Source organism: Pseudomonas sp. PGPPP4 (assembly GCF_002256045.1).
GTDB classification, from domain to species: Bacteria; Pseudomonadota; Gammaproteobacteria; order Pseudomonadales; family Pseudomonadaceae; genus Chryseomonas; species Chryseomonas oryzihabitans.
Window position 1 is genome coordinate 150,617 of sequence record NZ_NKID01000006.1, and the last position, 18,460, is coordinate 169,076.

Below are 18,460 nucleotides of genomic sequence, written 5' to 3' on the forward strand. Positions count from 1 at the left end.
CGAGATGCCGCATTCTGCGCCCCGGCAGCCGCCTATGAAACCGCCGGCCGCCCGCATTCACGGGGACCGGCGTGCCAGAGCGGCTCAGGGAATCAGGCGCTGGGCCCGCAGCCGGGTGAAGAGGTCGAGAAAGCTCGCCCGGGTGTCGCGATAGCCGAAGAAGCCCAGGTCGCGGCTCTTGGTCATGTCGTTGAGGCACTCGATCTCGCGGCCCAGGTCGGCGTCGCTGTGCCACCAGGAGGCCAGCTTGTCGACGTCGGCTTCCACCAGGTCGTGCTCCTCGGCGAGCTTGCGCCACTGCGCCGGGGCCACGTCCTTCAGCCGCGCTTCCAGCGGCATGGGCTGCTCGGGATAGGGCGCCGGCTCCAGGTCGAAGAAGGCGGCGATCTCGCCCCACAGCCAGCGCCAGCGGAAAACGTCGCCGTTGACGGTGTTGAACGCCTGGTTGCGCGCGGCCGGCGCCAGGGCGGCCCATTCCAGTTGCTCGGCGAGCAGGCCGGCGTCGGTCACGTCGGTGATGCCGTCCCATTGGGTACGGGAGCCGGGGAAGACGAAGGGCTGGCCGGTGGCCTTGCACAGGGAGGCGTAGACCGCCAGGGTCAGGCCCATGTTCATGGCGTTGGTGCCCTTGGCCTGGCCGATCATGCTGTGGGAGCGGTGCACGCTCCAGCCGAAGCCGTGCCGCTCGGCGGCGGCGAAGAGGATGTCTTCCAGGGTGTAGTAGAAGTTGGCGCCGGCCTGGCGCGGCTCGCTTTCGCGGAAGGGCGTCTCGGCCTTGCCGCTGCCGTATTCCTCGAAGGAACCCAGGTAGTGCTTGGTGCCGGTCACCAGTGCCAGATGCTCGAGCGGCGCGCCGTCCAAGGCCTGGCAGAGGTTGTCCATCATGGCGCCATTGGCCTCGACGTTTTCCTTCTCGGTGGCGCGACGGGTCCAGGTGCAAAAGAACACATGGCTGATCGGCAGGCCGGCCAGCGCCTGGCGGGTGGAATCGGCGTCGAGCAGGTCGGCGGCAACCGGGATGACGCCTTCCTGGGCCACCGGCTTGCGCGCCAGACCGTAGACGGTCCAGCCCGAGGCGACCAGGGTGTTGGCCAGGTTGTAGCCGGAAATGCCGGTCACGCCGACGATGAGAGCGGTGCCCTTGCGCATGAAACCTCCAGATAGGGATGGGAGACGGCCTGCGGCGGTCGCAGGCGCTGTAGATAAGGGAGTGCCTTGCCTCAGGGTTGATTCCAGCCTATTGGAGAATTAACGGCGTATCCTGGGTATAAATTCCTTTTTCACCGGAATCAGATTCTGCAATTGGGAGCCAGCCTTGTATTCCTCCGAACGCCTCAAGGGCCTCGACGTCTTTGTCACCGTGGCCGATCTCGGCAGCTTCACCGCGGCGGGCGAGCGGCTCAACCTCACCGGCTCGGCCGTCGGCAAGAGCGTGGCGCGCCTGGAGAGCCGGCTGGGCGTGCGGCTGTTCCAGCGCACCACCCGCCGGCTGAGCCTGACCGAAGCCGGCACCCGCTTCTATCGCACCTGCACCGGGGTACTGGCCGAGCTGGAACAGGCCGAAGTGGGCCTGGCCGCCCAGGACGGCGAGCCCCACGGCCGGGTGCGCATCGACCTGCCCGCCTCCTATGGCCGCCTGCATGTGCTGCCGCTGATCCTGGAACTGCTGCACCGCTATCCGCTGTTGCAACCGGATCTGTCGCTGTCGGATCGCTTCGTCGATCCGGTCCACGAGGGCATCGACATCCTGGTGCGCATCGGCGGCTCCGACGCCTGGCCCGCCAGCCTGGGGCATCGCTTCCTCGGCACCCAGCGCCAGGTCTTTTGCGCCGCCCCGACCTATCTCGCCCAGCACGGCCGACCCCGAACCCCGGCCGACCTGGTCGATCACCAGTGCATCGGCTTTCGCCAGGCCGATGGCCTGATCAGCCCCTGGCAGCTGCGCGGCGAACAGCCGGGCGACAGCGAACGCTGGATCTTCCAGCCGCGCCTGGTGGTGGGGGATGGCGAAGGCGAGGTGCTGGCCGCCCTGGCCGGGCATGGCATCGCCCAGTTGCCGACCTGGCTGATCGCCACGCACCTGGCCAGCGGCGCCCTGGTGGATGTGCTGCCGGAGCACGGCGTCGAGGGCTCGCCGATCAACCTGGTGTGGCCGCGCAGTCGCGAGAGTCTGCCGCGGGTCCGGCTGCTGCTGGAGCACCTGGCCAGTCGCCTGCTGCCCACGGTGGCGCCGAAGCTTTCGCGCTAGCCACGACCGCTCGACCAGTGGCCCCGACTGCCGCGCCACGGACGGGAACATCCGCTCAAGCCCCCCGGTCGTAACCCCTCGTACGCCCGCTCGCCCCTGAGTTCCATCGATGGGCGGCATGACGATTATCGAGACGATCGATTGGTGCCGTCGGCTCTGGCTCAGCAGGATCGACGGTTTGTCACTGGGCCAGGCCAACCTGGCCGCCCTGCTCCACCACTCAGTTCCACCACCTAGATGAGGTATCCCATGAGCCAAGCCCAAGGCTACGCTGCCCAGTCCGCCGACCAGCCCCTGGCGCCCTTCTCCTTCGAGCGGCGCGAACCCGGCACCCACGACGTGCAGATCGACATCCTCTTCTGCGGCGTCTGCCATTCCGACCTGCACACTGCCCGCAACGAGTGGAACAACACCCTGTACCCGTCCGTGCCCGGTCACGAGATCGTCGGCAAGGTGACCGCGGTCGGTGCCCACGTGAAGAACTTCAAGGTCGGCGACACCGTCGGCGTCGGCTGCATGGTCGACAGCTGCCAGCACTGCGCCCCCTGTGACGCGGGCGAAGAGTCCTACTGCGAGAACGGTTTCACCGGCACCTACAATGGCAACCTCTACGGTGGCAGCGAGAACACCCAGGGCGGCTACTCCGACCACATCGTGGTCAACGAGAAGTTCGTGCTCAAGGTGAGCCACACCGAGAACTTGGCCGCCGTGGCGCCGCTGCTGTGCGCCGGCATCACCACCTACTCGCCGCTGGCCCACTGGAAGGTCGGCCCGGGCAAGAAGGTCGGCATCGTCGGCCTGGGTGGCCTCGGCCACATGGGCGTCAAGATCGCCCATGCCATGGGTGCCCACGTGGTGCTCTTCACCACCAGCGCAGGCAAGAAGGACGACGCCCTGCGCCTGGGCGCCGACGAGGTGGTGGTGTCGAAGAACGAAGACGAGATGGCCGCGCACGCGAACAGCTTCGACTTCATCCTCAACACCGTGGCCGCGCCGCACAACCTGGACGCCTTCCTCACCCTGCTGAAGTGGGACGGCACCATGACCCTGGTCGGCGTACCCGCCGAGCCGCACCCGGCGCCCAGCGTGTTCAACCTGGTGATGAAGCGCCGCCAGCTGGCCGGTTCGCTCATCGGTGGCATCCGCGAGACGCAGGAGATGCTGGACTTCTGCGCCAAGCACAACATCGTCTCGGACATCGAGCAGATCGCCATCCAGGACATCAACGAAGCCTATGAGCGCATGCTCAAGAGCGATGTGAAGTACCGCTTCGTGATCGACATGCAGAGCCTCAAGCAGGGCCAGACCGCGGCCTGATCCCGCGCTCCGCTCCGCCGACAACGCCCGCGCCCATCGCGGGCGTTGTCATTTCCGGTAACGCATTTTTGGCGCGCCCCGCGGTCCTAGCTTCTGTCCGAAAAGTCGTCGAGCGAAGGTCAGGCGAGGCGAAAAGTCCTGAGGAAGCGAAGTTTACGAGCGGTAAATGAGCATTCCGAAGGGCTTTTCAACGACGCATCACCGAGCGCAGACACTTTTCGGGTAGAAGCAAGCGATAACGACAATCACGAGGCGGCCGCCATGCAGTGGGACAAGGGACAACGTAGCGACAACGTGCAACAGGCCAGCGGTGGACGCGGCATGAAGATCGGCGGCGGCCTCGGCCTGGGTGGCGTGGCCCTGGTGGTGGTGTTCGGCCTGCTCAGCGGCCAGAGTCCGACGCAGATCCTCGGCAACCTGATCAGCCTCAGCGGCCAGAGCGCGCCGAGCCAGCAGGAGACCACCGCCCCGGCCGACAATCGCCAGGTGGACTTCGTCCGCGTGGTGCTGGGCGAGACCGAAAACACCTGGACGCGCATCTTCCAGGCCCATGGCGAGCAGTATCAGCCGCCCAAGCTGGTGCTGTTCAACGGCCAGGTGCAATCCGGTTGCGGCGGCGCCACGGCGGCCAGCGGTCCCTTCTATTGCCCGGTGGACAGCAAGGTCTACCTGGACCTGACCTTCTTCCAGGAACTGCAGCAGCGCTTCGGCGCCGACGGCGACTTCGCCCGTGCCTATGTGATCGCCCACGAGGTCGGCCACCATGTGCAGAACCTCACCGGCACCACCAGCAAGATGGAAGCGGCGCGCCGCCGTGGTATTCCCACCGAAGGTGCCACCGGGTTGTCGGTGCGCCTGGAGCTGCAGGCCGACTGCTATGCCGGGGTCTGGGCCAACGATGCCCAGAAGCGGCTGAACTGGCTGGAGCCGGGTGACCTGGAGAAGGCGCTGAACGCCGCCAACGCCATTGGCGATGACCGTCTGCAACGCCAGTCGCAGGGTCGCGTGGTACCGGATTCCTTTACCCACGGCAGCTCCGCGCAACGGGTCAAGTGGTTCCGCACCGGCTTCGACAGTGGCAAGGTGGAGAGCTGCGACACCTTCGCCGCCAAGGCGCTCTGACCTCTAGCGGGAGATCCCCGATGCGTCGCCTGCTCGCGTTGTGCCTGGCCCTGGCCTGGGGCTCCGCCCTGGCGGCGCCCCAGGAGGGGGTCGCCCGTATCGTCAGCGACCGGCTGCCGATCGGTCAGGCGCAGGCCGCGCTGCAGCTGTCCACCGACTGGGGCCGGCCCCATCCGGAGATCCGCCGCGCCCTGGTCATCGTGCATGGCCGCCTGCGCAACGCCGCGACCTATTTCCGCTCCGGCCAGACGGCCACGGCAGCGGCCGGCGCCACGGCGGACACCCTGGTGATCGCCCCGCAATTCCTCAACGAAACGGACGTCCGGCGCCATCGTCTGCCGGACACCCTGCTGCGCTGGCAGGGCAATGCCTGGATGGGCGGCGAGCCCGCCCTGGGTCCGCAGCCGCTGAGCAGCTTCGCGGTGTTCGATGCCCTGCTCGCCCACCTGGCGGAGCGTCGGCTGCTGCCCAATCTGCAGGAGGTGGTGATCGCCGGGCATTCCGGCGGCGGCCAGGTGGTGCAGCGCTACGCCGTACTCGGCCAGGGCGAGCAGGCCCTCGCCGCCCAGGGCATCCGCCTGAGATACGTGGTGGCCAATCCCTCGTCCTATGCCTATTTCGATGCCCGTCGTCCGGATGCCCAGGGCCAACCCGTGCCCTTCGCCGCAGCGGCCAGCTGCCCGGACTTCGACACCTGGAAATACGGCATGCAGGGCCTGCCGGCCTATGCCGCGGGTCACACGGCGGCCAGCCTGGAAGAGCACTATGCGGGACTCGACCTGACCTATCTGCTGGGCGCCGAGGACACCAATCCCAACCATCCGGCGCTGGACAAGGGCTGCGCCGCCGAGGCCCAGGGCCCCTATCGCCTGGCTCGTGGGCTGAATTACTACCGCTATCTCCAGGGCCGCCATCCGGGGCTGCGCCAGGCGCTGATCGAGGTCCCCGGCGTGGGCCACAACGGTGACGCCATCTTTACCTCGCCCGCAGGCCGCCAGGCGCTGTTCGGCGCCGGCGACCAGGCTTCAGCGCGCCAGGGCGGCGGGCGCGTCCAGTAGCTCCTGCACCTGGGCGACGAAGGCTTCCAGGCTGAAGGGCTTGCCCAGCACCGCCATGCGCTCACCGACCAGCGGGACGGGCGGCTCGTTGCCCGCCGCATAACCGGTGATGAAGAGGATCGGCAGGTGCGGCCTGAGGGTACGGGCCGCGCCGGCCAGCAAGCGGCCATTCAGCCCCGGCAGGCCGACATCGGTGATCAGCAGGTCGAAGCCCTCGCCTTCGCGCAAGGCCGCCAGCGCCGATTCGGCATCCACGGCGTCGCGATACTCCCAGCCCAGGTCGACGAACACCTGCACCAGCAATTCGCGGATCACCGCATCGTCTTCCACCAGCAGCACCCGGACGCCGGGCAGGACGCGGGCGGTCGGGGCACTGGCAACCGGCTGGGGGGTCTGGGCGGCCAGAGCCGGATGACGCGGCAGCAGCAGACTCACCCGACAGCCCTGCCCCGGCGCGCTGGTCACACTCACCTGGCCGCGGGACTGGCGGACGAAGCCATAGATCATGGACAGGCCCAACCCCGAGCCCTGGCCCACCGGCTTGGTGGTGAAGAAGGGTTCGAAGACCCGCTCCAGCACCTCCGGCGCCATGCCCACGCCATCGTCGCCGACCTCGATCAGCAGGTAGTCGCCCGCCGGCAGACCCGGATCGGCATCGGACTGCACCCAGTTGCGCGCGCGGATGGTCAGGGTGCCCCCCGCCGGCATGCCATCGCGGCTGTTGATGGCCAGATTCAGCAGGGCGTTTTCCAGCTGGTGCGGATCGACGTCGACCGGCCAGAGTCCGGCATCCAGGACGAGTTGGCAGCGAATCTGCGGCCCCAGGCTGTGCAGCAGCAATTCCTGGAAGGCGCCGATCAGGCGGGCGACGTCGACCGCCTGGGGATTGAGCGTCTGGCGGCGGGAAAAGGCCAGCAACCGATGGGTGAGACTGGCGCCCCGGCTCACCGACTGGGTGGCGGTGTCGAGCAGACTGCCGACCCCGGCCAGGACCTCCGGCGCCAGGCGGCGGCGCAAGAGATCAAGGCTGGCCTGGATGCCGGCCAGCAGATTGTTGAAATCGTGGGCGATGCCGCCGGTGAGCTGGCCCACGGCTTCCATCTTCTGCGCCTGGCGCAGCAGTTCCTCGGCCTGGGCGCGACTGTGCATCTCCTCGCGCAGCTGCCGATTGCTCTCCTCCAGTTCGGCGGTCCGCGCCTGCACCTGGACCTCCAGGGTGGCACGTTCGCGGCGCAGGGCCTCTTCGGCCTCGCGGCGGTCATCGATGTCTTCGCTGGTGCCGTACCAGCGGATCACGGCGCCCGCTTCATCGCGCCGCGGATAGGCGCGGGTGCGCAGCCAGCAGTGGCTGCCATCCGCCACCCGTACCCGGTGTTCCTGGTCGTAGGCCCGACCGGCGCGGCGCGCCGCGTCCCAGGCCTGCCGGGTCGCCTGGCGGTCGTCCGGATGCAGCAGCGTCCAGAAGGTATCGGCGTGCAACGCCGGCTGGCCGGTCAGTTGCTGCCAGCGCGGCGAAAAGACCATTCGCCCGCCGTCGGGATCGCAGGTCCAGGTGTACTGGGGATTGAGCTCCACCAGATGCCGATAGTGGTCTTCGCTTTCGCGCAGCTGCAGATCCGCCTGGTGGCGCTCGATGGCCAGGGCGGCGGTCTCGGTGACCAGGCGGAAGGCGTCGCGCTCGGCGACCAGGGGGCGCCGTGGCTCCAGATAGTAGTTGGCGAAGGTGCCCAGCAACCGGCCATCCAGAGCCAGCAGCGGCATCGACCAACAGGCCCGCAGGCCGTAGCGCAGCGCCAGGTCACGGGCACCCGCCCACAGCGGATCGCAGGCGATGTCCTCGACATAGACGGCTTCGCGCCGGTAGGCGGCGGTGCCACAGGAGCCCGCCAGCGGGCCGATCTCCAGCCGTCCGAGATCGCGGCTGTAGGCTTCCGACAGACTGGGCGCGATGCCGTCCTGCAGATAGCGGCCATCCTCGCTGAGCAACAGGATGCAGGCATGCAGGCGAACCTGGGCCAGAGCCTCCACCCGCTGCAGCAGCGCGTGCAGCACGCTGGCCAAAGGCAGCCCGGTGGCAAGGCTTTCCAGTGTCTGACGCTCGTACTGACGCAGATCGCTGGAGGACGGCTGGTCGCTGGAAGGGGCGTGGAGGCTCATAGGGCGGGCCTGAGATGGATCCGAAGCCGGCATCTTAGCCAGTGGCCCGGCAAACAACAGACTATTTGCGCCTGACGGGCAATTTCCTGGCGTCAGAGCGCCGCCAGGATCTCGGTGCAGGTCTCGAAGCGCTGGTCACGCGCCGCCGGCCAGGGATCGCCCGGCTGATTGACTTGCAGCGTCCGGCAGCCCACGGCCCGCCCGCACTCCAGGTCGTAGCGGTGATCGCCGATCATCACCAGGCTGTCAGGCGCCACCTGCCAGAGTTCGGCCAGCCGCAGCAGGCCACCCGGGTCGGGCTTGGGCGGCGCCTCGTCCCGCCCCAGCACCGCGGCGGGCGCGAAGCAGTCTTCCAAGCCGATGGCCGCCAGGGTCAGCAGCGCCAGGTCGCGGGCATTGCGGGTGAGGATGCCCAGCTGGCGACCGTCCTCGTGCAGGCGCCGGATGAGGGCGACCGCACCCGGTGCCGGGCGGGCAGCGACGGCCAGTTCGCGCTCGTGCTCGAACAGCCAGGCGTGCTTGGCCTCGCGCTCGGTAGCCGGCAGCTCGGCCAGGTGGTGGAGGATGTCGGCCTGTTCGGGGATGCCCAGGTGCCGGCGAATGGCGGCGAAGTCGTGTACCGCCAGGGTCAGGGTGCCGTCCAGGTCGAACACCCAGTGGCTGAGGTGACGCAGTGTCATGCAGGGATCCTTTGGCGAGAGGTGACCTTCGGGCACTCCGGGGGAACCCCCGTCACCCGTGCTCCGTCTGGTGGAGACAACCTTCTGCAGGAGTCTACCCATGACGACGACCGTCCGGGCGCTACTTTTCGATGTCTTCGGCACCGTGGTGGACTGGCGTGGCAGCCTGGTCGAGGGCTTGCAGGGGCTGTCGGCCAAGCATGGCGTCCAGGGCGACTGGGAGCGGCTGGCCGATGCCTGGCGCGCCGAAGCCTACGAGGCCATCCTGCCGCAGATCGAGGCCCGCACCCTGCCTTGGCTGCCCCTCGACGAGGTGCATCGGCTGGCGCTGGACGAATTGCTGCCCCGTTACGACCTGGTCGGCCTGACCACCGCCGAGGTGGCCTGGATCAATAGACTCTGGCACCAGCTGACGCCCTGGCCCGACGCCGTGCCGGGTCTCACGCGGCTGCGCCAGGGCTATCCGGTCTGCGCCCTGTCCAATGGCAACGTCAGCCTGCTGCTGCATATGGCCCGCCGTGCCGGGCTGCCCTGGGACATGCTGTTTGGCGCCGATCTCTTCCAGCGCTACAAACCGGCCGCGGAGGTCTACCTGGGCGCCTGCGCCCTGCTCGACCTGCAACCGGAACAGGTGATGCTCTGCGCCGCCCACAACGGCGACCTGCAGGCGGCCAAGGAGCTGGGACTGGCCACTGCCTTCATCCAGCGCCCGCGGGAAAAGGGCCCGGCCGGTGGCGAGGTGTCCAGCGGCGGCTGGGATCTCGAAGCGAGCGACCTCCAGGATCTCGCCGACCAGCTCGGCCTGCCGGCGATAGAGGGCGCGCAGGCCGAGCCCGGCGATTGAGCGCGGCCCGGGCGCTTCTGTATCCTGCCGGATACTTTTCGCCGGGGCACAACCATGGGTTTTCTCGACAAGCTGCGCAAGAAACGTGAACGCCAGGCCCTGGCTGCCCTACCCCGCCTGCACCAGCGCACGGCGCGCCTGCGCCGCGAGTTGCCCGACTACGAGATCGGCGCCGGCACCTATGGCGCGCCCAGGGTGTTCGATCTCAAGGAAGGCGCCACCCTGCGCCTGGGGCGCTACACCTCCATCGCCGAAGGGGTACGCATCCTGCTCGGCGGCCTGCACCGGCTGGACTGGGTGACCACCTATCCCTTTCCCGCCTTCGTCGACGACCTGGCCCATATCACCGACTACGGTGGCACCCGCGGCGACGTGGTGATCGGCAGCGACTGCTGGATCTGCACCGATGCGCTGATCCTCTCCGGTGTCACCATCGGCCATGGCGCCGTGGTGGCCGCCGGCGCCGTGGTTACCCGCGACGTACCACCCTATGCGGTGGTGGGCGGCAATCCGGCGCGCTTCATCAGGTGGCGCTTTGCCGAGGCCACCTGCCAGGCGCTGCTCGCCATCGCCTGGTGGGACTGGCCCGAAGCGGAGATCCTCGCCGCCGGTGAACACCTGTGCAGCGCCGATATCGACGGCTTCATCGCCTACGCCAGGGCGCGCCATCCGGCGCCCTGAATCCAGCGCCTGGAACTCGAGACGCCTCCTGGAGCTCACCTTCATTAGTCAATCTTTTGAAGGTTTTCCATGGAAGTGCTCGATCTGCTGCAATGGCCCGCCATGGCCATCACCCTGCTCGCCGCCTGGCTGGTGGCCTCCCAGCGCCAGGGCCGGCGCAACCTCGGCTTCTGGGTGTTCCTGCTGAGCAATGCCCTGTGGATCGCCTGGGGCCTGCAGGCCGAGGCCTATGCCCTGATCGTGCTGCAGCTGGGCCTGGCGGCGATGAATCTGCGCGGCGTGCGCCGCAACGCCAGCGCGACGCCGACCGCGGCGGTCGTGGAGGCGTCGAGCAGGGCATAATGACCGACCCTGCGTCAGACGGCTCCGCCCATGCAGTACAGCGTCACCCCCATCGGCCATGTCCGCTCCTGCTTCAAGGAGAAATTCGCCATTCCCCGGCAGCCCGCCCTGGCCCCGGCCGCCCGTGGCGTGCTGGAACTGCTGCCGCCCTTCGACCGCCCCGAGGCGGTCGCCGGCCTGGAAGGCGTCAGCCATGTCTGGCTGCTGTTTCTCTTCCACCAGGCGCTGGAGAGCCAGCCGCGCCTGCGGGTACGGCCGCCGCGCCTGGGCGGCAATCGCTACCTGGGGGTGTTCGCCACCCGCGCCACCCACCGACCCAACGGCATCGGCCAGTCGGTGGTGCGGCTAGACGGCCTCGAACCCGGACGGCTGCTGCTCTCGGGCATCGACCTGCTCGACGGCACCCCGGTGCTGGACATCAAGCCCTATGTGCCCTATGCCGACAGCCCCCTGGGCGCCCACAACGCCATCGCCGAGGCGCCGCCGCCGGCCCTGACGGTAGGCTGGACAGACGCGGCGCGCGTCCAGGCCGAGGCCCACGGCCAGCGCCTGGGCGAGCCCCTGGCCGAGCTGATCGAGCAGTGCCTGGCCCAGGATCCGCGTCCGGCCTATCAGGCGCCCACGCCCGAGCGACGCTATGGCGTGCGCCTCTGGGACGTCGAGGTGCACTGGCACTATCCGACCGCGGAACAGATCCGGGTACTGGACGTGACCGCGGCGTCCTGACGCCGCCCCGTTTGCATTCCGGCGGCCAAGGCCCCAACAATGACATTGCCGGATCGCATGAGGCGGTCCGCACCCGGCTACGGCCGCCGTTCGGCCGTATCACCGATAGGGAAGCATCTATGGCTCCAAGCAGACAGGTCATCAACGCTCAGGTCAGCCCCAAGGGCAGCCTGGAGACCCTTTCCCAGCGCGAGGTCCAGCAGCTCAGCGCCGCCGGCTCGGGCAACCTCTACCAGCTCTTTCGCCAGTGCGCCCTGGCCATCCTCAACACCGGCGCCCACAGCGACAACGCCAAGACCATCCTCGAGGCCTATCAGGACTTCGAGATCCGCATCCATCAGCAGGACCGCGGCGTGCGCCTGGAACTGATCAACGCCCCGGCCGACGCCTTCGTCGACGGCGAGATGATCGCCAGCACGCGCGAGATGCTGTTCAGCGCCCTGCGCGACATCGTCTACACCGAGAGCGAACAGAGCAGCCTGCGCATCGATCTGGAGAGCTCCGAAGGCATTACCGACTACGTCTTCCACCTGCTGCGCAACGCCCGCACCCTGCGCGCCGGCATGGAGCCGAAGATGGTGGTCTGCTGGGGTGGCCACTCCATCAGCACCGAGGAATACAAGTACACCAAGAAGGTCGGTCACGAACTCGGCCTGCGCAGCCTGGACATCTGCACCGGCTGCGGTCCGGGCGTGATGAAGGGGCCGATGAAGGGCGCCACCATCGCCCATGCCAAGCAGCGCCTGCAGGGCGGTCGCTACCTGGGTCTCACCGAGCCGGGGATCATCGCCGCCGAGGCGCCCAATCCCATCGTCAACGAACTGGTGATCCTGCCCGACATCGAGAAGCGCCTGGAGGCCTTCGTCCGCGTCGGGCACGGCATCATCATCTTCCCGGGCGGCGCCGGCACGGCGGAGGAATTCCTCTATCTGCTGGGCATCCTCATGCATCCGGACAACCGGGACATCCCCTTCCCGGTGGTGCTCACCGGGCCGCAGAGCGCCGCGCCCTATCTGGAGCAGCTGCACGCCTTCATCGGCGCCACCCTGGGCGAAGCCGCCCAGCGTCACTACCAGATCGTGGTCAACGATCCGGTCGAGGTGGCCCGGCAGATGGCCCAGGGCCTCAAGGCGGTCAAGCAATTCCGCCGCGAGCGCCACGACGCCTTCCACTTCAACTGGCTGCTGCGCATCGAGGAAGGCTTCCAGCGCCCCTTCGATCCTACCCACGAGAACATGGCCGCCCTGCAGCTGACCCATGCCGTGCCGCCGCACGAGCTGGCCGCCAATCTGCGCCGTGCCTTTTCCGGCATCGTCGCCGGCAACGTCAAGGCCAAGGGCATTCAGCTGATCGAGGAGCGGGGGCCCTACGAGATCCATGGCGATCCCGACATCATGCGGCCGCTGGATCGACTGCTGCAGGCCTTCGTCGAACAGCACCGGATGAAGTTGCCCGGCGGCGCGGCCTACGAGCCCTGCTATCGCGTGGTCAGCTGAATCCTTTCACGTCAGCCTTTTTGGCCGATTTCTTCCTCGCATGACCGTTCGTCAGCACCCTGCTCGACGAACGGTCGCATCACTGGCCAGGTGATATCACAAGGTCGCTAGCTAGCTATCTAGAGCGCTTCGCTGAACTCGGGTAGCTTCGTTGCGAAGTCACTTCGCCGCTACAAAAAAACCTCGCGCGCTAACTGCATAGCCGCGGGCTAAAGCCCCTCTTCACCGTGCCGATAGGGCAAGGCAAGCTAATCTCAAGAGCGCAGGTTGCCGTTGTGAATTTCGCCCGGGTTGGAGATCCCGCCGGGCCGTCTTCCTCCAGCCGCGCCAGACTTCCTGCCGAGGCCACGGAATGAACAATTGGCTGGGACTCGACTTCCTCGTCGCTCCGCTCTCACAGGAGCAAGTGCACCTGCACGGCCAGCATGATGGGTGGCTGGTCGCCCTCGCCTATCTGGTGGCGGTGAGCGCCTGCTATGTCACCCTGGTATTCGCCGAGCGCATCGGCCAGACCCGCACCCTGGCCCGGCGGCGTGCCTGGAGCCTGATGGGCGCCCTGAGCTTCGGCTTCGGCGTCTGGGGCATGCACTTCATCGCCATGCTGGCCTTCACCGTGCCCACCCGGGTGCACTACGACCTCTTCATCACCCTGGCCTCGCTGCTGATCGTGGTGCTGGCCGGACTCATGGCCATGCCCGCTCTCAGCCAGCCCGACCTCACCTTGGGCCAGCGGCTCAAGGCCGGCACGGTGCTGAGCGTGGGCATCGTGCTCATGCACTACACCGGCATGGCCGCGGTGCACACCGAGGCCGTGGTGCTCTATCGTCCGCTGCCCTTCCTGCTGTCGATCGGCATCGCCGTGGGCGCCAGCTTCGCCGCCCTGCAACTGATCCAGATCTTTCGCCGCCACTACACCGGCATCTATCGCTGGCTGCGCATCGCCACCGCCCTGGTGATGGGGCTGGCCATCGCCGCCATGCACTTCACCGGCATGTGGTCCATGGTGCTGGTCGCCCCGGCCGAGACCGCCAACGCCCTGCAAGGCGCCAGCAATTCCTGGCAGCTGGGGGTGGGCATCGCCATCATCGCTCTGCTGCTGGTGATAGGCGGCCTGGGCGCGGCCTGGGCCGATCGCCAGCTGCAGCGCAAGGAAAACGACCTGGAGCGGGTCAATTCCCTGGTCGGCCAGCTCGACGAAGCCCGGGCTTCGCTGCAACAGGCTGCGCACTACGACCCCCTCACCGACCTGCACAATCGCCGTGCCTTCAACCAGGCCTTCGCCGAGATCCTCGAGCGCCATGCCCAGCAGGGGCGCAGCCTGGGGGTGATGTTTCTCGACATCGATCACTTCAAGCGCATCAACGACAGCCTTGGCCACGATGCCGGCGACCAGTTGCTGGTGGCCATGGCCAAGATCATTCGCGAGGCGGTGCGCGAAGGCGATCTGGTGGCGCGCTTCGGCGGCGACGAATTCTGCATTCTGGCCAGCCTCGCCGGCCCCGAGGAAGCCCGGCACCTGGCCCAGCGCATCCTGGAACGCCTGCGCAATCCCGTCACCATCGGCAACCGCACCCTGGTGATGACCACCAGCATCGGCATCAGCCTCTATCCCCGCGACGGCGGTTGCTGCGAGGAGTTGCTCAAGAGCGCGGATCTTGCGCTCTATCTGTCCAAGGGCAATGGTCGCAACACCTACAGCTTCTTCGACGAGACCCTGCGCGAGAAGATCTCGCTGCAACTGGAGCTGGAAGCCGAATTGCGCGAAGCCCTGACCGAGGAGCGCGGTCTGCAGCTCTACTATCAGCCGATCCTGGACGTCGCCAGCGGTCAGCTGGACAAGGCCGAAGCCCTGATCCGCTGGGACCATCCCCGCCTCGGCATGCTGGCGCCCAACCACTTTCTCGGCGTGGCCGAAGCCAATGGCTTCATCGAGGACCTGGACGCCTGGGTACTCCGGCGCGCCTGTCAGGACCTGGTGGAGCTGACCGCCGCCGGCCTTGCGGACCTGCGCATCGCGGTCAACTGCTCGGCGCTGAGCCTGAGCAACGACGCCCTGCCCGGGCAGATCGCCTGGCGGCTGGACGACCACCGGCTGTCGCCGCGGCGCCTGGAGCTGGAGGTGACCGAGAATGCCCTGGTCAAGAACGTGCAGCCCACCGCCGAGCTCCTGCAACGCATTCGCGACCTGGGCGTGACGGTGTCCATCGACGACTTCGGCACCGGCTATTCCTCGCTGGCCTATCTCAAGCGCCTGCCGATCGACACCGTGAAGATCGACCGCTCCTTCGTCACCGGGCTGGCCGAGGGCAACGCCGATCACCAGATCGTCCAGGCCATCATCGGCATGGCCCGGCCGCTCAAGCTCAAGGTCACTGCCGAGGGCGTCGAGCATCTGGAGCAGCTGCGGCTGCTGTGCGCCCTGGGCTGCGACTTCATCCAGGGCTATCACATCAGCCGGCCGGTCCCCCTGGCCCAGGTGCCCGAGGTGATCGCCCGCTATGCCAGCGGAGTCTGCCCGCTGCAGGCCCAGGCGGAGGCGGATGCCGACGCCCTGGCCTTGGCCAGGGCGCTCGGCTAGCCGCGCCGATAGCGCAGCCAGACGCTGCCGTCGTCCTGGGCTTCGGCCGTATCCAGCTTGAGGTACAGCGGCTGCTGCCAGGCCTGCTCGGCAATCTCGAAGGAGGCCGGATGGGCGCCGCGGCCGTCCACCAGCGGGATGATCAGCACGCTAATCTCGTCCACCAGGCCGGCGGCGACAAAGGAGCCGCTGACGTGGGGACCGCCCTCCACCACCAGTCGCTCGATGCCCAGCTCGGCATTGAGCAATTCCAGCACCGCTGCCAGATCCAGTTCGTCCTTGCCACCGAAGACGTAGGAGGCACCAATGTTCTGCAGGTGCGTCAGGTAGTCGTCGCTGACGCCTTCGGTCAACACCGCCACCACGTGGGAATCCAGGGCTTCGTTCTGTTTCCAGGCCACCTTGCCCTGGGGATCGATGGCGATGGCGTACTTGCTGGCGTCGCGCTTGGCGAAATGATGGGTGCGCGGAATGGGCGCCTGGGCGACGCCGGTGGGATAGCCCTCGCCATGGGCGATCTCTTCCATGGTCACCCGGCCGCAGGCCCAGGCATCGAAGGCGAAGCGCTCGGCCAGGCGCTCGTAAGTGGCATCGGCCTGTTTCTTGACAGCACGATCCCAGCCATCGGTGAGGGCATGGCCGTCGACCGACGACATCATATGGCAGATCACATAGGGCTTCATGGGGACTCCCGGCAGTGGCGTGTCGCCATGACACGCCTTGCAGCAACCGACCGGTCCGGCGCCGGGGGAGTTCAGCCCGCCAGGCCGCGGAAACGAAAAACCCGCCGGAGGGCGGGTTTTCGGGAGGCTTGCTCGCGTTACTTCTCGACGAAGGCGCGCTCGATCAGGTAGTCGCCCGGATCGCCCATGCGCGGCGAGATGGTCAGGCCGAATTCGTTCAGCACGGCACTGGTCTCGTCCAGCATGCTCGGGCTGCCGCAGATCATGGCGCGGTCGTCCTGCGGATTGATCGGCGGCAGGCCGATGTCCTCGAACAGCTTGCCGCTGCGCATCAGATCGGTCTGACGCCCCTGGTTGCGGAATTCCTCGCGGGTGACCAGGGGGTAGTAGATCAGCTTCTCGCGCACCAGATCGCCGATGAACTCATGCTCCGGCAGGGTCTTGGTGATGAAGTCGGCATAGGCCAGCTCGTTCACGTAGCGCACGCCGTGGACCAGGATCACCTTCTCGAAGCGCTCGTAGGTTTCCGGATCCTGGATGGTGCTCAGGAAGGGCGCCATGCCGGTGCCGGTGCTCAGCAGATAGAGGTGCTTGGCGGGCTTGAGGTCGCTGAGGATCAGGGTGCCGGTGGGCTTGCGGCTGACCATCAGGTTGTCGCCTTCCTTGAGGTGCTGCAGGCGCGAGGTCAGGGGGCCGTCCGGCACCTTGATGCTGAAGAACTCCAGGTGCTCTTCGTAGTTGGGGCTGGCGATGCTGTAGGCGCGCATCAGCGGACGACCGCCTTCGGTTTCCAGGCCGATCATCACGAACTGACCGTTCTCGAAACGCAGGCCCGCGTTGCGGGTGGTCTTGAAGCTGAACAGGGTGTCGTTCCAGTGATGAACGCTCAGGACGCGCTCGGTGTACAGGTTGCTCATCGATGACTCCAGGAAAAATCGGTACAGCCCGGGGCTGGATAGAAATTGCGCGACAGTTTATAGAGGGGGAAAATATCCGTGAAATGAATAATTCGAATATAGGTTATCCAAAAGGCAGATATGAGATTCACGTTGCGTCAACTCGAGGTCTTCGTCGCCGTGGCGCGCCAGGAAAGCGTTTCCCGGGCGGCCGAGGCGCTCAGTCTGTCGCAGTCGGCCACCAGTACCGCCCTCGGCGAACTGGAACGGCAATTCGACTGCCGGGTATTCGACCGCGCGGGCAAGCGTTTGACGCTCAACGCCCTGGGCCGGCAGTTGCTGCCCAAGGCGGTGGCCCTGCTCGACCGCAGCGCCGAGGTGGAAAATCTGCTGCGCGGCAAGACCGGCTTCGGCTCCCTGGAGGTCGGCGCCACCCTCACCATCGGCAACTACCTGGCCACCCTGCTGCTGGGTGACTTCATGCAGCGCCACCCCGACTGCCGGGTGCGACTGCACGTGCACAACACCGCCAGCGTGGTGCAACGCATCGCCAACCATGACATCGACCTCGGCCTGATCGAAGGCGACTGCCAGCATCCGGATCTGGAGGTGCAGCCCTGGATCGAGGATGAACTGGTGGTGTTCTGCGCGCCCGGACACGCCCTGGCAGGCAGGCAGGCCACCCAGGCCGAACTGGAAGCCCAGGCCTGGATCCTGCGCGAACAGGGTTCCGGCACCCGCCTGACCTTCGACCAGGCCATGCGCCATCACGCCCAGCCGCTGGACGTGCGGCTGGAGCTGGAACACACCGAGGCCATCCTGCGCGCGGTGGAATCGGGACTGGGCATCGGCTGCCTGTCGCGGCTGGCGCTGAGAGACGCCTTCGCCCGCGGCACCCTGGTGCCCATCGCGACCCCGACCCTGGATCTGCGTCGCCAGTTCTGCTTCATCTGGCACAAGCAGAAGTACCAGACCGGGGCCATGGTCGAATTCCTCGACCTCTGTCGCCAGCTGACCCTGGGCCTCGCCCGCAGCGATCAGATCGACACCGCGCGGCCCCGGCCAGGGCGCTAGTCACTGGCCCTGGTAGATCCGGCGATTCTCCAGCTCCCGCTGCTCGTGGCGGCGGTGGGCGCGCAGCGCCAGCAGCGCCAGGACGCCGATCACCAGGCGATAGCTCTGGGAATAGAGATCCAGCTCGGCGGTGGCCGACTCGCCCAGTACGCCGCTGATCAAGCGCACCACGAACAGCGTCAGCTGCACGAAGGCCACCAGCAGCAGACCGGCCGACAGCCATTCCGCCCTCCGGAAGGCCAGCACGGCAAACAGCGCCAGAGCGAATTGCATGCCGCCGTACCAGACCCGCGCCTCGGCCACCGAGGCCGAATCCATCAGCACCATGCCGCGGGCATTGGCCATCTCATAGGGATAGAACCAATGCGCCAGGGCGAGTCCAAACCAGACCAGGGCCTGCAGACCCAACACCAGACGTGCGAAGCGAAGCTCGGACATTCCCCGTTTCTCCTTGGGGCCGGAGGTGAATGACAGCCGCTCCAGTGTAGCCAGCGCCGGGAGCGATCTGCACTGCCGATGCAGACCGCCACAGGCGGGTTAGGGTTCGCCGGAAGCGCT

General features: G+C 67.4%; 17 protein-coding genes. 11 read left to right on the top strand and 6 right to left on the bottom strand.

Annotation, left to right across the window (positions count from 1 at the left end):
• Positions 1 to 84 precede the first annotated feature (84 nt).
• Positions 85 to 1,149: an SDR family oxidoreductase gene (locus CFE50_RS13035; protein ID WP_286734138.1), complete on the bottom strand. Its 1,065-nt coding sequence runs from the start codon at positions 1,147 to 1,149 to the stop codon at positions 85 to 87.
• Positions 1,150 to 1,315: 166 nt separating this feature from the next.
• On the opposite strand from CFE50_RS13035, the gene CFE50_RS13040 reads away from it, so the two are divergent.
• The 4 genes from CFE50_RS13040 (at position 1,316) to CFE50_RS13055 (ending at position 5,745) form a co-directional block, all read left to right on the top strand.
• Complete coding sequence (locus tag CFE50_RS13040; protein ID WP_286734140.1) at positions 1,316 to 2,248, top strand: LysR family transcriptional regulator; 933 nt, start codon at positions 1,316 to 1,318, stop codon at positions 2,246 to 2,248.
• Between the two features lie 249 nt (positions 2,249 to 2,497).
• A complete protein-coding gene (locus CFE50_RS13045) occupies positions 2,498 to 3,565 on the top strand; it encodes an NAD(P)-dependent alcohol dehydrogenase (protein ID WP_286734141.1) in 1,068 nt (355 codons plus the stop codon).
• Positions 3,566 to 3,826: 261 nt separating this feature from the next.
• Positions 3,827 to 4,687, top strand: a complete 861-nt coding sequence (gene ypfJ / locus CFE50_RS13050) for a KPN_02809 family neutral zinc metallopeptidase (protein WP_007160666.1) — start codon at positions 3,827 to 3,829, stop codon at positions 4,685 to 4,687.
• A 20-nt stretch (positions 4,688 to 4,707) separates the two neighbouring features.
• Positions 4,708 to 5,745, top strand: coding sequence for an alpha/beta hydrolase (locus CFE50_RS13055; RefSeq protein WP_286734142.1), 1,038 nt, complete (start codon positions 4,708 to 4,710; stop codon positions 5,743 to 5,745).
• Here CFE50_RS13055 and CFE50_RS13060 read toward each other — a convergent pair.
• The gene (locus CFE50_RS13060) at positions 5,713 to 7,902 is read right to left on the bottom strand and encodes an ATP-binding protein (protein ID WP_286734144.1); all 2,190 of its coding nucleotides are present in this window, start codon (positions 7,900 to 7,902) and stop codon (positions 5,713 to 5,715) included. The genes CFE50_RS13055 and CFE50_RS13060 overlap by 33 nt on opposite strands.
• Positions 7,903 to 7,994: 92 nt before the next feature.
• Entirely contained in the window at positions 7,995 to 8,582 is a 588-nt protein-coding gene (locus CFE50_RS13065; RefSeq protein WP_007160669.1) for an HAD family hydrolase, read from the bottom strand.
• Between the two features lie 100 nt (positions 8,583 to 8,682).
• Between CFE50_RS13065 and CFE50_RS13070 the strand changes: the two genes are divergently transcribed.
• The 6 genes from CFE50_RS13070 (at position 8,683) to CFE50_RS13095 (ending at position 15,249) form a co-directional block, all read left to right on the top strand.
• Positions 8,683 to 9,426 (top strand): haloacid dehalogenase type II, encoded by a 744-nt coding sequence (locus CFE50_RS13070; RefSeq protein ID WP_286734146.1) that lies wholly within the window; start codon positions 8,683 to 8,685, stop codon positions 9,424 to 9,426.
• 54 nt (positions 9,427 to 9,480) lie between these two features.
• Positions 9,481 to 10,107 (top strand): CatB-related O-acetyltransferase, encoded by a 627-nt coding sequence (locus tag CFE50_RS13075; protein ID WP_286734149.1) that lies wholly within the window; start codon positions 9,481 to 9,483, stop codon positions 10,105 to 10,107.
• Between the two features lie 69 nt (positions 10,108 to 10,176).
• Positions 10,177 to 10,449, top strand: a complete 273-nt coding sequence (locus tag CFE50_RS13080; protein WP_286734151.1) for a hypothetical protein — start codon at positions 10,177 to 10,179, stop codon at positions 10,447 to 10,449.
• Between the two features lie 30 nt (positions 10,450 to 10,479).
• The gene (tsaA, locus tag CFE50_RS13085; RefSeq protein WP_286734152.1) at positions 10,480 to 11,175 is read left to right on the top strand and encodes a tRNA (N6-threonylcarbamoyladenosine(37)-N6)-methyltransferase TrmO; all 696 of its coding nucleotides are present in this window, start codon (positions 10,480 to 10,482) and stop codon (positions 11,173 to 11,175) included.
• Between the two features lie 119 nt (positions 11,176 to 11,294).
• Positions 11,295 to 12,671, top strand: a complete 1,377-nt coding sequence (ppnN, locus tag CFE50_RS13090) for a nucleotide 5'-monophosphate nucleosidase PpnN (protein WP_286734154.1) — start codon at positions 11,295 to 11,297, stop codon at positions 12,669 to 12,671.
• 352 nt (positions 12,672 to 13,023) lie between these two features.
• On the top strand, positions 13,024 to 15,249 hold the full coding sequence (locus CFE50_RS13095) for a putative bifunctional diguanylate cyclase/phosphodiesterase (RefSeq protein WP_286734156.1): 2,226 nt from the start codon (positions 13,024 to 13,026) through the stop codon (positions 15,247 to 15,249).
• Here CFE50_RS13095 and CFE50_RS13100 read toward each other — a convergent pair.
• Both CFE50_RS13100 and fpr read right to left on the bottom strand, forming a co-directional pair.
• The gene (locus CFE50_RS13100) at positions 15,246 to 15,932 is read right to left on the bottom strand and encodes a dihydrofolate reductase family protein (protein ID WP_286734158.1); all 687 of its coding nucleotides are present in this window, start codon (positions 15,930 to 15,932) and stop codon (positions 15,246 to 15,248) included. The two genes, CFE50_RS13095 and CFE50_RS13100, sit on opposite strands and share 4 nt — an antisense overlap.
• Positions 15,933 to 16,069: 137 nt before the next feature.
• Entirely contained in the window at positions 16,070 to 16,849 is a 780-nt protein-coding gene (fpr, locus tag CFE50_RS13105) for a ferredoxin-NADP reductase (RefSeq protein ID WP_017638632.1), read from the bottom strand.
• A 120-nt stretch (positions 16,850 to 16,969) separates the two neighbouring features.
• Between fpr and CFE50_RS13110 the strand changes: the two genes are divergently transcribed.
• Positions 16,970 to 17,902 carry a LysR family transcriptional regulator gene (locus CFE50_RS13110; RefSeq protein WP_241809458.1) on the top strand — a complete coding sequence of 311 codons (933 nt, stop codon included), beginning with the start codon at positions 16,970 to 16,972 and terminating at the stop codon, positions 17,900 to 17,902.
• On the opposite strand, the gene CFE50_RS13115 is transcribed toward CFE50_RS13110, so the two are convergent.
• Positions 17,903 to 18,340 (bottom strand): DUF4345 family protein, encoded by a 438-nt coding sequence (locus CFE50_RS13115; protein ID WP_286734161.1) that lies wholly within the window; start codon positions 18,338 to 18,340, stop codon positions 17,903 to 17,905.
• Positions 18,341 to 18,460 lie beyond the last annotated feature (120 nt).

Bases quoted from the DNA above. Each gene is read 5' to 3' on its own strand.
- CFE50_RS13035 (WP_286734138.1), bottom strand. From the start codon at position 1,149: ATGCGCAAGGGCACCGCTCTCATCGTCGGCGTGACCGGCATTTCCGGC.
- CFE50_RS13045 (WP_286734141.1), top strand. From the start codon at position 2,498: ATGAGCCAAGCCCAAGGCTACGCTGCCCAGTCCGCCGACCAGCCCCTG.
- ypfJ (WP_007160666.1), top strand. From the start codon at position 3,827: ATGCAGTGGGACAAGGGACAACGTAGCGACAACGTGCAACAGGCCAGC.
- CFE50_RS13055 (WP_286734142.1), top strand. From the start codon at position 4,708: ATGCGTCGCCTGCTCGCGTTGTGCCTGGCCCTGGCCTGGGGCTCCGCC.
- CFE50_RS13060 (WP_286734144.1), bottom strand. From the start codon at position 7,902: ATGAGCCTCCACGCCCCTTCCAGCGACCAGCCGTCCTCCAGCGATCTG.
- CFE50_RS13065 (WP_007160669.1), bottom strand. From the start codon at position 8,582: ATGACACTGCGTCACCTCAGCCACTGGGTGTTCGACCTGGACGGCACC.
- CFE50_RS13070 (WP_286734146.1), top strand. From the start codon at position 8,683: ATGACGACGACCGTCCGGGCGCTACTTTTCGATGTCTTCGGCACCGTG.
- CFE50_RS13075 (WP_286734149.1), top strand. From the start codon at position 9,481: ATGGGTTTTCTCGACAAGCTGCGCAAGAAACGTGAACGCCAGGCCCTG.
- CFE50_RS13080 (WP_286734151.1), top strand. From the start codon at position 10,177: ATGGAAGTGCTCGATCTGCTGCAATGGCCCGCCATGGCCATCACCCTG.
- tsaA (WP_286734152.1), top strand. From the start codon at position 10,480: ATGCAGTACAGCGTCACCCCCATCGGCCATGTCCGCTCCTGCTTCAAG.
- ppnN (WP_286734154.1), top strand. From the start codon at position 11,295: ATGGCTCCAAGCAGACAGGTCATCAACGCTCAGGTCAGCCCCAAGGGC.
- CFE50_RS13095 (WP_286734156.1), top strand. From the start codon at position 13,024: ATGAACAATTGGCTGGGACTCGACTTCCTCGTCGCTCCGCTCTCACAG.
- CFE50_RS13100 (WP_286734158.1), bottom strand. From the start codon at position 15,932: ATGAAGCCCTATGTGATCTGCCATATGATGTCGTCGGTCGACGGCCAT.
- fpr (WP_017638632.1), bottom strand. From the start codon at position 16,849: ATGAGCAACCTGTACACCGAGCGCGTCCTGAGCGTTCATCACTGGAAC.
- CFE50_RS13110 (WP_241809458.1), top strand. From the start codon at position 16,970: ATGAGATTCACGTTGCGTCAACTCGAGGTCTTCGTCGCCGTGGCGCGC.
- CFE50_RS13115 (WP_286734161.1), bottom strand. From the start codon at position 18,340: ATGTCCGAGCTTCGCTTCGCACGTCTGGTGTTGGGTCTGCAGGCCCTG.